This is a genomic window from Amycolatopsis sp. N2S4-7, from assembly GCF_058119595.1.
The window spans coordinates 7,640,244-7,653,317 of record NZ_CP172299.1; the positions used below are offsets into that span (position 1 = coordinate 7,640,244).

12 protein-coding genes are annotated in these 13,074 nt (G+C 71.1%); 5 read left to right on the top strand and 7 right to left on the bottom strand.

Annotated elements, in window-relative coordinates; genetic code table 11:
• The 3 genes from ACH54P_RS36300 to ACH54P_RS36310 all read right to left on the bottom strand — a co-directional run bounded on the left by ACH54P_RS36300 (position 1) and on the right by ACH54P_RS36310 (position 2,044).
• Positions 1-813, bottom strand: a complete 813-nt coding sequence (locus ACH54P_RS36300; RefSeq protein ID WP_489907807.1) for an MBL fold metallo-hydrolase — start codon at positions 811-813, stop codon at positions 1-3.
• Positions 814-901: 88 nt separating this feature from the next.
• Positions 902-1,405: a transcription elongation factor GreA gene (greA, locus tag ACH54P_RS36305; protein WP_489907808.1), complete on the bottom strand. Its 504-nt coding sequence runs from the start codon at positions 1,403-1,405 to the stop codon at positions 902-904.
• 195 nt (positions 1,406-1,600) lie between these two features.
• Positions 1,601-2,044, bottom strand: coding sequence for a DUF4307 domain-containing protein (locus tag ACH54P_RS36310; protein ID WP_489907809.1), 444 nt, complete (start codon positions 2,042-2,044; stop codon positions 1,601-1,603).
• 135 nt (positions 2,045-2,179) lie between these two features.
• Here ACH54P_RS36310 and mca point away from each other — a divergent pair, with 135 nt between their 5' ends.
• Positions 2,180-3,097, top strand: a complete 918-nt coding sequence (gene mca / locus ACH54P_RS36315) for a mycothiol conjugate amidase Mca (RefSeq protein WP_489907810.1) — start codon at positions 2,180-2,182, stop codon at positions 3,095-3,097.
• Complete coding sequence (locus ACH54P_RS36320; RefSeq protein ID WP_489907811.1) at positions 3,094-3,414, top strand: hypothetical protein; 321 nt, start codon at positions 3,094-3,096, stop codon at positions 3,412-3,414. The genes mca and ACH54P_RS36320 overlap by 4 nt, the downstream gene beginning before the upstream one ends.
• A gap of 1 nt (position 3,415) precedes the next feature.
• On the opposite strand, the gene ACH54P_RS36325 is transcribed toward ACH54P_RS36320, so the two are convergent.
• Both ACH54P_RS36325 and ACH54P_RS36330 read right to left on the bottom strand, forming a co-directional pair.
• Positions 3,416-5,908 (bottom strand): polynucleotide kinase-phosphatase, encoded by a 2,493-nt coding sequence (locus tag ACH54P_RS36325; protein WP_489907812.1) that lies wholly within the window; start codon positions 5,906-5,908, stop codon positions 3,416-3,418.
• Positions 5,905-7,272 carry a 3' terminal RNA ribose 2'-O-methyltransferase Hen1 gene (locus ACH54P_RS36330; RefSeq protein WP_489907813.1) on the bottom strand — a complete coding sequence of 456 codons (1,368 nt, stop codon included), beginning with the start codon at positions 7,270-7,272 and terminating at the stop codon, positions 5,905-5,907. Before ACH54P_RS36330 ends, ACH54P_RS36325 begins: the two co-directional genes overlap by 4 nt.
• A 65-nt stretch (positions 7,273-7,337) precedes the next feature.
• Here ACH54P_RS36330 and ACH54P_RS36335 point away from each other — a divergent pair, with 65 nt between their 5' ends.
• Together ACH54P_RS36335 and ACH54P_RS36340 are read left to right on the top strand one after the other, a co-directional pair.
• Complete coding sequence (locus ACH54P_RS36335) at positions 7,338-9,314, top strand: thioredoxin domain-containing protein (protein ID WP_489907814.1); 1,977 nt, start codon at positions 7,338-7,340, stop codon at positions 9,312-9,314.
• A 95-nt stretch (positions 9,315-9,409) separates the two neighbouring features.
• Positions 9,410-9,967, top strand: coding sequence for a hypothetical protein (locus tag ACH54P_RS36340; protein WP_489907815.1), 558 nt, complete (start codon positions 9,410-9,412; stop codon positions 9,965-9,967).
• A 127-nt stretch (positions 9,968-10,094) separates the two neighbouring features.
• Here the strand turns inward: ACH54P_RS36340 and ACH54P_RS36345 are convergent, their stop codons facing one another.
• Both ACH54P_RS36345 and ACH54P_RS36350 read right to left on the bottom strand, forming a co-directional pair.
• Complete coding sequence (locus ACH54P_RS36345; protein WP_489907816.1) at positions 10,095-10,523, bottom strand: DUF8820 family protein; 429 nt, start codon at positions 10,521-10,523, stop codon at positions 10,095-10,097.
• Between the two features lie 17 nt (positions 10,524-10,540).
• Entirely contained in the window at positions 10,541-11,284 is a 744-nt protein-coding gene (locus ACH54P_RS36350) for a DUF6745 domain-containing protein (RefSeq protein WP_489907817.1), read from the bottom strand.
• 413 nt (positions 11,285-11,697) lie between these two features.
• Between ACH54P_RS36350 and ACH54P_RS36355 the strand changes: the two genes are divergently transcribed.
• Complete coding sequence (locus ACH54P_RS36355; RefSeq protein ID WP_489907818.1) at positions 11,698-13,071, top strand: glycosyl hydrolase family 28 protein; 1,374 nt, start codon at positions 11,698-11,700, stop codon at positions 13,069-13,071.
• The last annotated feature ends 3 nt before the right edge of the window (positions 13,072-13,074 follow it).

Consider the following 13,074-nt stretch of genomic DNA (forward strand, 5'->3'; position numbering starts at 1 on the left):
TCAGCCTTCGTCGACGACGTGGGCCAGGTAGCGCTTCGCGGAGCGCTGGACGACCTCGAAGCCGTCCGTGCGGACGATCGCGTCCCACCAGGCGCCGTAGATCGCCTCGAAGCGGTAACCCGCGAGAAGCTCCGCCGCGCGACGGACGATGTGCGGGCGCTCGGGGATCAGGTTCGGGTAGCTGTACATGAAGCCCACGTGCGTGCGGTCGGGGATCACCTGCACGATGTCGCCGGACAGCAGCGCGCCGCGGCCCTCCTCGCCGTCCGGCCAGTGCAGCACCGTGCCGCCGTCGAAGTGCACGCCGAGGTTGATCAGCCGCAGGTCGGGGGCGACGTCGAGGGTCGTGCCGGACCACAGCTTCACCGCCGGGTCGGGCCTGCCGATCCACTGCTGGTCGCCTTCGTGCAGGTAGATCGGCACGTCGAAGGCGCGCGCCCACTCCACCATCGTCGTGTAGTAGTGCGGGTGGCTGATCGCGATGCCGGTGATCCCGCCCAGGGCGCGGACCTGCTCGACCAGGGCGTCGTCGAGGTAGGCGGCGCAGTCCCAGAGGAAGTTGCCGGACCCGGCCTGGACGAGCAGCGCGCGTTCACCGATCGCGAACCCCGGGTTCGAGCCGACGCCGATGATGCCGCGGCCCTGCTCCTCGACGCGCGGGGTGTAGGTGCCGCTCGCGCGCAGGGTGTCGAGGTTCGTCCACTGCTGCCCGGACCGCGGGACGTACTGGCGCTCGTCCTCGCAGATCGGGCAGTCGTCACGCGCCACGGCGTACTGCATGCCGCAGGCGAGGCAGATCGGTTCGGTGCTCAAGACTCTTTCCTCCCAGAACGTGGCTCTTGGGAGGAACGTTAGCCGCGGTCATGCGCGCCCGGCCATGGGAGCCGGACGCGCATCGCGCTTACTTGGTGTCGGTGTAGGGGACCGCCTTGACGAGCGTCACCTTCTGGATCTTGCCGTTGGGCAGCTCGTACTCGCGGGACTCGCCCTCCTTGGCGCCGAGCAGGGCCTTGCCCAGCGGCGACTCCGGGGAGTACACGTCGAGGTCGCCCTCGGCGCCTTCCTCGCGGGTGGCGAGCAGGAACTTCTCGTCCTCGTCGTCGCCCTCGTACCGGACGGTGAGCACCTTGCCCGGGCCGGCGGTGCCGTCGTTCGCGGGCGCCTCGCCGACCTTGGCCGAGCGCAGCAGCTCCTGGAGGTGCCGGATGCGCGCTTCGGCCTGGCCCTGTTCTTCACGGGCGGCGTGGTAGCCGCCGTTCTCCTTGAGGTCGCCTTCTTCGCGGCTGTCGTTGATGCGCGCGGCGATGACCGGCCGATTCTCGATCATTTCGTCGAGCTCGTGCTTGAGCCGGTCATAGGCATCCTGGGTGAGCCAGGTCACCTTGGTGTCGCTCACGGTCACCATCTCCTCGTCGGGCCTGCCAGGCTTGCGTGTTCAAGCCGGCCCACGCGGGCGTAGGTGCCCGCGTGGCTGAGATAAAGGAAAAACACGGCCCGTCGTGGGCCGTGCTGAGGGGTCAGAGTATCACGGCGCGACAGGCCGACGCCCGTTAATTCCGCACGTCGTGGGCACTGGGCGCGCGGTTCACCCCGTTGGCCGCTATGGGGTTGACAGGTAGCGTGGTATGTCGTACGAGCAGCCGTAGACGTCGGCGGTCACCGGTTCCCCGATGCTCTTGATCGTCGTGGTCATCCTGCTGTACTTCGCGCCGGCGGGGACCAAGAGCTCTTTGCGGCCGCTCTCGGCGCCGGTCTTGTCACGGACGCGGACGACGCACACGCCCGGCCGGTTGTCGTCGTCCCGGGTCACGTTGATGGTGATTTCCATCGCGTTGCCCGGTTCCTTGGCGAACGCGACGCGCTCGGCGTCGATCGGCGCGGAACCGAGGTTGACGTACGCGACCCACGCGATCACGCCGCTGACCAGCAGGGCGATGGCGAGGAAGAGCCACCGCCGCCAGCGCCGGGGCGTCTTCGCGTGGCCCGTGCCATACCGGCCTTCGGGCAGCACGGGCGCTGCCGTTTCCGCCGGTCTGCCTGCCAACCCGGGGCCTCCTGCTCGTTCTTGTCGTACCCGTGGGGACAATGGAGACGCGGGTACGTCTCGAGTATCCGCTCGCTGGGTGGGCGGCCCGCAGGTGGGTCGCGGAATAAGGGCAGAAGGGGAGTCGTTCGGAGCATGGTGGACGCCGACGAGCTGAGGAAAACCGCCAAGCCGCGCCTGCGCATGATGGCCGTGCACGCGCACCCGGACGACGAGTCGAGCAAGGGCGCCGCCACGATGGCGCGCTACGCCGCCGAAGGTCACGAGGTGCTGGTCGTCACGTGCACCGGTGGCGAAGCCGGCAGCATCTTGAACCCCGCCATGGACCGGCCCGAGGTGCTGGCGAACATGGCCGAGGTCCGCCGCGAGGAGATGGCCCGCGCGGCCAAGATCCTCGGCGTGAGCCAGCGCTGGCTGGGCTTCGTGGACTCCGGCCTGCCGGAGGGCGACCCGCTGCCGCCGGTGCCCGAGGGCTCGTTCGCCGTCGTGCCCCTGGAGGAGTCGACCGAGGCGCTCGTGCGCGTGATCCGGGAGTTCCGCCCGCACGTGATCACGACCTACGACGAGAACGGCGGCTACCCGCACCCCGACCACATCCGCACCCACGAGGTGTCGATGGCGGCGTGGGACGCGGCGGGCGACCCGGACCGGTTCCCCGGCGCGGGCGAGCCGTGGCAGCCGCTGAAGCTGTATTACATGCACGGCTTCTCGAAGGCCCGGATGGTGGCCTTCGACGAGGCGCTGAAGGAGGCCGGGCTCGAGTCGCCGTACACCGAGTGGCTGGCCAAGTGGGACCCCGACCGCGCCGATGTGATGGAGCGGGTGACGACCCGCGTCGAGTGCGGTGAATACTTCGAGGTGCGGGACGAGGCGCTCAAGGCGCACGCCACGCAGATCGACCCGAACAGCCGCTGGTTCTTCGTCCCGTTGGAGATCCAGCGCGAGACTTGGCCGACCGAGGAGTACGAGCTGGTCAAGTCGCTGGTCGACAGCACGTTGCCGGAGGACGACCTGTTCGCCGGCATCGGCATCGAGGAGAAGGTGAACACATGAGTCTGACGCTGCCGGCCGGCGTGGCGCTCCCGGTGACCGCGTCGGCCCTGGTCCTGACGCAGCAGCCGGGCAACGGCGACAACGGCGGGCAGGGGGAGGACTTCGGCAAGTCCTCCCCGGTCGGCTTCCTGGTGCTGATCCTGTTCCTCATCGCGGTGGCGTTCCTGGTCCGCTCGATGACGAAGCACCTCAAGCGCGTCCCGGCCAGCTTCGACGAGCCCCCGGCTGAAGAAGCACCGGAGCAGCCCGGGGCCGCCGCGGAGCCGCAGGTGGCCGAGAAGCCCGCGAAGGACTCCTCGACCACCAAGGCCGACTAGCTCAGAGCCGCGGGTCGACCGGATCCGACTCCAGGGCGAGGACCGCGAACACGCACTCGTGGACCCGCCACAGCGGCTCGCCCCGCGCCACGCGCTCCAGGGCCTCCAGCCCGAGCGCGTACTCCCGCAGCGCCAGCATGCGCTTGCGGTTGAGCCCGCGCTTGCGCAGCCGCTCCAGGTTCGACGGCAGGGTGTAGTCGGGCCCGTAGATGATCCGCAGGTACTCGCGCCCGCGCACCTTCACCCCGGGCTGGACCAGGCCGCGCGCCCCCCGCGTCAGGTTCCCCGCGGGCTTCACGACCATGCCTTCGCCGCCGTCGGCGGTCAGCTCCTCCCACCACGAGACGCCCCGGGCCACCGACGCGTCGTCCAGCAGGTCGACCGAAAGCGTCCGGGTCCGCTGGAAGCGCGGCCCGGTCAGCCGATCCAGCAGTTCGAGGTGCCACGCGTGCGGCCGGTCGTGGTAGGCCGCCCCTTCGGCCGCCAGCAGCTGGAACGGCGCCAGCCGGACGCCGTCCAGGCCCGACGTCGGCCAGCAGTACCGTCGGTAGGCCGCCCGGTAGGAGTCCACTGTGGACTCGCGCAGGGCCGTCCGCGTCAGCAGCTCCGAGACGTCGACGCCGCGCCCGGCCGCCGTCGTCAACGCCGAAACCGCGGCCGGCAGCACGGCTTCGGCGGCCGCGCCGACCGAGGCGTACTGGGACGAGATCAGCGACCCCGCCTTGGCGCTCCACGGCAGCAGCTCGGCGTCGAGCAGCAGCCAGCCCGAACCCAGCTCCTCGAACAGCCCGGCGGCCGCCGACCGCACCTCCGCCAGCAGCTCGTCGTTCTGCGCGGCCGAGAAGAACGGCCGCCCGGTCCGCGTGTACACCGCGCCACCGCCGCGGATCCCGAAGCGCTGGTACGCCACGTCGTCGTCCCGGCACACCAGCACGACGGCCCGCGAGCCCATGTGCTTCTCTTCGCACAGCACGGACTGCACCCCGGCCGCGCGGTACTCGGCGAACGCCTCCTCCGGATGCTCGAGGTGGTCGGCGCGGGACGACGTCGAGCACGGCGCCATCGTCGGCGGCAGGTAGGTCAGCCACCGCGGGTCGACCGCGAACCGGCTCATCACCTCCAGCGCCGCCGCCGACTGCTCGGCCGAGACGCCGACCCGGCCGTGGTGCGCGGTCTGCACGATCCGCTTCCCGGTGACGTCGGTCAGCTCCAGCACCGCGGGTTCCCGGCCCGCGAGCGGGCGCGACGCGTCCAGCGGCCGGGTCGGCTCGTACCAGACCCGGTGCGCCTTCACCGAGATGACTTCGCGCTCGGGGTAGCGCAGCGCGGTGAGCTTCCCGCCGAAGACGGCCCCGGTGTCGAGGCACATCGTGTTGTTGACCCACTCCGGCTCCAGCGTCGGCGTGTGCCCGTAGAGGACCATCGCGGACCCGCGGTAGTCGCGGGCCCACGGCAGCCGCACCGGCAGGCCGTACTCGTCGGTCTCGCCGGTGGTGTCGCCGTAGAGCGCCATGCTGCGCACCCGCCCGGACGCACGCCCGTGGTACCGCTCGGGCAGCCCGGCGTGCGCGACGACGAGCTTGCCGCCGTCGAGGACGTAGTGCGCGATCAGCCCGTCGCAGAATTCGTGCGCCTTCCGCCGGAAGTCCTCGCTTTCCGCGGCGAGCTGCTCCAGCGACTCGGCGAGCCCGTGCGCGACGTTGACCTTCCGCCCGTGCAGCGCGCGCACCAGCTTCTGCTCGTGGTTCCCGCACACGACCAGCGCGTTGCCGGTTTCGGCCATCGCCATCACCCGGCGCAGCACGCCCGGGGTGTCCGGGCCGCGGTCGACGAGGTCGCCGACGAACACCGCCGTTCGCCCGTCCGGGTGCACGCCGTCGGCGTACCCCAGCTCGGCCAGCAGCTCCTCGAGCTCGGCCGCGCAGCCGTGGACGTCGCCGATCACGTCGAACGGCCCGGTCAGCTCGCGCTTGTCGTTGCGCAGCGGCTCGACGACGATTTCGGCTTCGGCCACCTCGGTCTCGCTGCGCAGCACGTGCACGCGCCGGAAACCCTCGCGCTCCAACGACTTCAGCGACCGTTGCAGCTCACCGCGCTGCCGCCGGATCACGTGGTCGCCGAAGTCGCGGTCGGCGCGGGAGGCGTTGCGCGCGGCGCAGACGGCGATCGGCAGGTCGAGCACGATCGCCGTCGGCAGCACGTCGTGCTCCTTCGCGAGCTTCACCAGGCTCGCCCGCGAAGCACGCTGGACGTTCGTCGCGTCGATGACGGTCGTCCGCCCGGCCGCGAGCCGCTTCGCCGCGACGTAGTGCAGGGCGTCGAAGGCGTCGGCCGAGGCCGACTGGTCGTTCTCGTCGTCGGCGACGAGCCCGCGGAAGAAGTCACTGGAGAGCACCTGCGTCGGCGCGAAGTGCGTGCGCGCGAACGTCGACTTGCCGGAGCCGGAAGCGCCGACGAGCACGACGAGCGACATGTCGGGAACGGTCAGCTTCACGCGGCCACCTCCTCGTGGGTGGTGAAGACCGCCATCTGGGTCGGCGGTCCCGATTCCTGGTCCTCCGGTCCGATCGGCACGTATCGGACGTCGTAGCCGCGCCGGGTCGCGACGCCGTCCGCCCAGGCGCGGAACTCGGCTCGCGTCCATTCGAACCGGTGGTCGGCGTGCCGGAAATGCCCCATCGGCAGGAACTCGAACAGCCGGTTGTACTCCGCGTTGGGCGTCGTGACGAGCACCGTGCGCGGCGCCGCGACCCCGAACACCGCGTGTTCCAGGGCCGGCAGCCGCTCCTCGTCGACGTGCTCGACGACCTCCATGAGCACGGCGGCGTCGTACCCGGCCAGCGCCGGATCGGCATAGGTGAGCGCGGACTGGCGCAGCGTGACGCGGGAGTTGTCCTTCAGCCGCTTCTCCGCGATGTTCAGCGCACTGCTCGAGACGTCGACGCCGACGATCTCGGTGAACGAGCGCTCCTTCTCGAGGACGCGCAGCAGCGCCCCGGAACCGCAGCCAAGGTCCAGGACGCGCCGGGCGCCCGCGGCCCGCAGCGCGGCGAGCACGCTGCCGTGGCGCTGCGACGCGAGGCTCTCGGGCCGGTCCGGCACCTCCGTGACCAGCGCTTCGGCCTCCGCCGGGACGTCGTCCGCCTCGGCCAGCCGCGAGAGCGCGTAAGTGACGACGGCGCGGCGCCGCTCGAGGTAGCGGTTCGTGATGAGCGTCCGCTCGGGGTGCCCGGCGAGCCAGCCGTCGCCGGCGCGCAGCAGCTTGTCGGCCTCGTCCTGGCCGACCCAGTAGTGCTTGTCGCCGTCGAGCGCGGGCAGCAGGACGTACAGGTGGCGCAGGGCGTCGGCGACGCGTTGGGTGCCGGCGAGTCGTAAGTCGACATAGCGACTGTCGCCCCATTGCGGGAACTGCGGGTCGAGCGGGATCGGCGCGGTCGAGACGCGCCAGCCGAGCGGCTCGAACAGCTTGTGCACGACCTCGGCCCCACCGCGCGCGGACAGCGACGGCACGTGGATCTCCAGGTCGAAGGGCTCGTCGACCAGCTCGGGACGCGCGGCGCAGCGCCCCGCGAGCGCCGTCGTGAACGCCGCCCGCAGCGCGACCGCGAGGTACGAGCCACCCGCGTACGGCCGGTCGTTGACGTACTGGGTCAGCGACGTCCCGCCCCCGCGCACGAGCTCGATCGGGTCGATCTCGACGAACAACGCGGCGGTGCACCGTTCCGGCGCCGCCTCCGGGTAGAAGACGTGCGCGGTCCCGGCCGACAGCGCGACCGACTGCGCCTTCTCCGGATGCTTGTGCAGGAGAAAGCCCAGGTCGGTGGCGGGGGTCCGGGTCGTGGTGATCGTCAGCAGCACGGGCCCAGTGTGACCGAGCGGCCGGTGACCGCGCGCCCGGTTTTCCCGGGTGCCACCCTGGACACATGAACCGCCTCGCCAGTGCGACCAGCCCGTACCTGCTCCAGCACGCGGAGAACCCGGTCGAGTGGTGGCAGTGGGGACCCGACGCGCTCGCCGAGGCGCGGCGGCGGAACGTGCCGATCCTGCTCTCCGTGGGTTACGCCGCGTGCCACTGGTGCCACGTGATGGCGCACGAGTCGTTCGAGGACGCCGAAACCGCGGCCGTGATGAACGCGCACTTCGTCAACATCAAGGTCGACCGCGAAGAGCGGCCGGACATCGACGCGGTGTACATGGCCGCCACGCAGGCGATGACCGGGCAGGGCGGCTGGCCGATGACCTGCTTCCTCACCCCGGACGGCGAGCCGTTCCACTGCGGTACCTACTACCCGCCGTCGCCGCGGCCGGGCATGCCGTCGTTCCGGCAGCTCCTGTCCGCCGTCGCCGAAGCGTGGCAGGAGCGGCCGGACGAACTGCTGAACGGCGCGAAGCAGATCGTCGCGCACCTCGCCGAGCAGACCGGGCCGCTCAAGGAGTCCGTGGTGGACGAAGCCGCGCTCGCCGGCGCGGTCGGGAAGCTCGAGCAGGAGGCGGACCCGGTCAACGGCGGGTTCGGCCGCGCGCCGAAGTTCCCGCCGTCGATGGTGCTGGAGTTCCTCCTGCGCCACCACGAACGCACGGGTTCTTCGGTGGCGCTGTCCCTGGCGGACGCCACGGCCGAGGCGATGGCCCGCGGCGGGCTGTACGACCAGCTGGCCGGCGGCTTCGCGCGGTACTCCGTCGACGCCGAGTGGATCGTGCCGCACTTCGAGAAGATGCTGTACGACAACGCTTTGCTGCTCAGGTTCTACGCCCACCTCTGGCGGCGCACCGGCTCGGCCACGGCGTTTCGGGTCGCCACCGGCACCGCGGAGTTCCTCGCTTCGGAGTTGCGGACGTCTGAAGGAGGCTTCGCGTCTTCGCTGGACGCGGACACCGAAGGCGTCGAAGGTCTGACGTACGTCTGGACGCCGTCGCAGCTGCGTGAGGTGCTCGGTGACGAAGACGGTTCGCGCGCGGCGGAGCTGTTCGGCGTCACCGACGAGGGGACGTTCGAGGACGGCGCCTCGACGTTGCGCCTGTTCGGCGACCTGCCGGAGCCGATGCGCGTCAAGCTCCTGGACGCACGCGCGAAGCGACCGCAGCCGGGCCGGGACGACAAGGTGATCGCGTCCTGGAACGGCCTGGCGATCACGGCGCTGGCCGAAGCGGGGGTCGCCCTGGATCGTCCACAGTGGATCGAGTGGGCGCTCGACGCGGCCGAGTTGCTGCTGCGCGTGCACGTCGTCGACGGACGGCTGCGGCGCAGTTCGCGCGACGGCGTCGTCGGGGAATCGGCCGGGGTGCTGGAGGACTACGCCTGCGTCGCCGACGGGTTCCTGGCCCTGCACCAGGCGACCGGCTCCGCGAAGTGGCTCACCGAGGCGACCCGGCTGCTCGACCTGGCGCTGGCGCACTTCGCGTCCCCGGACGTCCCCGGCGCGTATTTCGACACGGCCGACGACGCCGAGACGCTGGTCCAGCGCCCGGCCGACCCCGGCGACAACGCGAGCCCGTCCGGGGCGTCCGCACTGGCCGGGGCCCTGCTGACGGCGTCCGCGCTCGCCGGGCACGCCGATTCGGCCCGGTACCGGGAGGCGGCCGAGCAGGCGCTGCGACGGGCCGGAGTGCTGGCGGGGCGGGTGCCGCGGTTCGCCGGGCACTGGCTGTCGGTGGCCGAGGCGGTGCAGGCCGGTCCGGTGCAGGTCGCGGTGGTGGGTTCCGACGCGGAGCTGCTTCGGACGGCCGCGCGGGGCATCCACGGCGGCGGCATCGTGCTGGCCGGCGAGCCGGACGCGCCGGGCGTCCCCCTGCTGGCCGACCGTCCGCTGGTCGACGGCGCCCCGGCGGCGTACGTCTGCCGCGGTTACGTCTGCGACCGCCCCGTCACCACGGCCGAGGCCCTCGCTGCCCAGCTCTGACTCGCTTCCGCCCTGGGTGAACGCCGTCCCGATTTCCGTGCTGCGCGCGTAGCGTCGGTAGCGTTGTAATCATGTAATCGCGGAGGTGGAGAGTCATGGGACGAGGCTGGAAGGGTGGCCGCGGCTGGCAGCAGGCCGAAGTGCCCTCGGCAGACGACGCGGCGGCCTGGTTCGGCGGGCGCCTGCCCGACGGCTGGTTCACCGGCGCACCGGAGGTCACGGTCGACCGCGAGGAGATCATCGTCGTCGGCGAGCTGCCGCCGCTGACCGAGGAGTACGCCGACGACGCCGCCCGCGCCGCGGCCGAGGAGGGCCGGATCAGCCGGTACCGCGAGGAGACGCGCGACGAGCGCATCGAGATCGCGCGCCAGGCCGAGCACCGCTACCAGCGCAAGGTCGCGTGGGGCGCCCGGCTGGGCGGGACGAAGGCGTTGTTCACGACGCATTCGGCGCCGGTGATGACCCGGCTGAGGCAGCCGGAACGCCTGATCCTCGACACCCTGGTCGACGCGGGGGTGGCCCGGTCCCGCTCGGACGCCCTCGCCTGGGCGGTCCGCCTGGTCGGCCAGCACGCCGACAGCTGGCTCGGCGAGCTGCGGGAGGCGATGAGCAAGGTGGACGACCTGCGTTCGAAGGGCCCGGACCTGGCCTGAGCCACGGGGTGCCGCCCCCTCGGCGGCACCCCGCGGCTCGGTTGTGTGGCCCGAACCGCGCGGTGCCGCCCCCTCGGCGGCACCCCGCAACCCGTCAGCCGAACACCGCCCAGCCGAGCCGCGGCCCTCAGTCCGCGATCAGCACCGGCTTCCGGAATCCGGCCCCCAGCTCCCGCTGCCGCCGCACCGCCCAAGCCCCGGGTGCGATCCCGGTGGCACCGTGCTCCGGATGGATCAAATACGCCGGTGCCGTGTTCTCGAAGATCGCGATCGCCAGGCGTTCGGGGTCGTTCACCCAGGTCGTCAACCGGCAGGTGCCGGGGTCGGCGACCAGCGTGTGCGGGTTGTTGCCCGCCTCGCCACGGACGAGTTCGCGGCCTTCGGCGGGCACCTCCCACCAGCTGCGCCGCCAGGGCACCGCGTCCAGCAGCGCCAGCGGCAGGACGAGCAGGTCACCCTGGGCCTGGAGCCCGTCGATCACCGGGACGGTGACCTGGCGGTCCAGGTGGTCGAGGACGTCGAGCCCGGTCTTGCCGAGCAGTTCGGAAAGAAACACAGGAATCACCTCTGAAGTCAGGTCCGGCGCAGCAGGCGCGCGTACTGGGCTCCGGTGAGCCCGTACGACCAGCCGGCCGCGTCGTGGGGATGGTCGAATCCGGCGGGCACGCGCAGCCCGTAGCGGCGGCGGGTGCCGTCGCGCTCCACCGAGCCGTTGACGGCCAGGAGCAGTCGCGAAGGCGCGTGCCATTTCTGTGGCGGCAGGTTGTAGAGCTCCAGGGAGCAGCCGGGGTTGCCGGGATCGGGTGCCCGGCTCAGCAGCTCCAGCCCGGCCTGCTCGATGTACGCGGGCCAGCCGAGGTGCTCGATCGCGCAGCGCCGCACCTCGACGTTGAACTCCCGGTTGATCCGGTCCGCGGTGGGGTCCTCGATCACCCAGGACGGCACCCGCGTGCCGTGCCACACGTGCACGGCCCAGCCGTCGGGGTAGACCACCGCGGGCCCGGACGCGCTGTGCAGCCGGTAAGCGCTTCCGGACGGCTCGGTGCGGATCGCCAGCGGCCGTTCGGCCACGACGCAGACGCCGTCGCGCGGCCACCACCAGCCGCAGGAGCGGACCAGCGTCGCCCACAGCTCCAGCTCTGGGTCACCCGAGTCCGGCGTCACCCAGTAGGCGTCCTGCTGGCCGTACCAGTGCAGGCCCAGTGACTGCGGGATGGCGGCCCGGACCAGGCCGGCGACGGATTCCTTGACCGTCTGACGCAGTTCGGGCGGAAGCGGCCGCCGTCGCTCGCGCAGCGTGGCCGTCCGAGACGCCAACCGCGCCTCCAGCGGCAACGATCCAGTGCTGGAAAGCGCTTGCGGCGGCGGCAAATGCGGGACGGCGGCGTTCGGGGAAGGCACCCACACGAACTCCGGCGGTGGCTCGCCCAACAGGGCGTAGAGCCGGCTGATGGCCTCTTCGGCCGCGGCGCGATCAGCGGGGTCCGTGCGGAAGGCGTGGTTCAGCCACGCGGAAATATCGGGAAGTCGGCGGTCCGGCCGCCGCGGGGCGCTCAACGCGCGAGGGCGCGCACGCCCTTTCGAATCGACATGACCCGATCATGACAGCCTTTTCGCCGATCGCGCAAGCCTGGACCTGGAGGCACTTCGCCGCCTAGAGTTCCTCGTGCCCACGGTCCGTGCCGTGGTTCCGCCGTCGCACCCGGTCTTTCCCGTGAAGGAAGGCGTCCATGGACGGCAGGTTCACCCGGCGGCAGCTGATCAAGGGCGGGCTCGCGGTGGCGGCGGTGCCGCTGCTCCCGGCCGTCGCCTCGGCGGCACCCCGCACCGACGTTCCCGCGCTCCCGTGGCCGGCGGCGAACGCCATCGTCGCGAACACGACGATCCCCGTGTTCCCCGACCGGAAGTTCCCGATCACCGGCTACGGCGCGAAAAGCGACGGCAAGACCGACAACACCGCGGCGATCAGGAACGCGATCGAAGCCTGCCACACGGCCGGCGGCGGCCACGTGATCGTGCCCGCCGGCGGCAGTTTCCTCACCGGCGCGATCCACCTCAGGAGCAACGTCGACCTGCACCTCGAAAAGGGCGCGGTGCTCAAATTCAGCGGTGACGCCTCGAAGTTCCCGAACGTCCTGACGCGCTACGAAGGCATCGAGTGCGTCAACCGGTCGCCGATGATCTATGCGTACCGGGAGAAGAACATCGGCCTGACCGGCAGTGGCACGCTCGACGCGGCGGCGACGTCGTCGTGGAACAAGGGCAGCGATCGGGCGTACCTGGAATCGTTGGTGGCCAAGGGGATCCCGCCTGAGAAGCGGGTTGTGCCGGGCTCGGGGCACACCATGCGCTCGACGTTCGTCGAGCCGTACGCCTGCGAGAACGTGCTGATCCAGGGCATCACGCTGAAGAACGCGATGTTCTGGCAGCTGCACCCGACCCTCTGCCGCAACGTCACGGTCGACGGCGTCAGCACCGATCCCAGCACCGCGCACTCCAACACCGACGGCTGCGACCCCGAGTCGTGCGACCACGTCGTCATCGCGAACTGCACCCTCGGCGCGCACGACGACAACATCGCGATCAAGTCCGGCCGCGACGCCGACGGGCGCCGGGTGAACGTGCCGTGCCAGAACCTCGTCGTCGTCGACTGCGTGATGAACGGGAACTGGGGTGCGATCACGTGCGGCAGTGAGCAGACCGGCGGGATCCGCAACGTCTACGCGTACCGGCTCACCGTGCGGGGTGACACGAAGTTCGCGCTGTACGTCAAGTCGAACACGCTGCGTGGCGGGTTCACCGAGAACATCAACCTGGACAGCGTCTCCGGCACCTTCGCGCGGAACTTCGTCTTCGTGACATCGACGTACAACAACCAGACCGGGACCACCGTTCCCTCGTTCGGGCCGTTCACGATCAGCGACTGCGCGAGCACGAAGATCGCGGGAAAGACGTTCGACGTCAGCGGGCTTCCGGACGCCCACGTGCACGGATTCACGGTTTCGGACTGCCGGTTCGACGGTGTGTCCGACACCTCGAACACGCTGAAGTACGTGGACAACGCCCGGTTCACGAACGTGACGGTCAACGGCAAGCCGATCTGAACC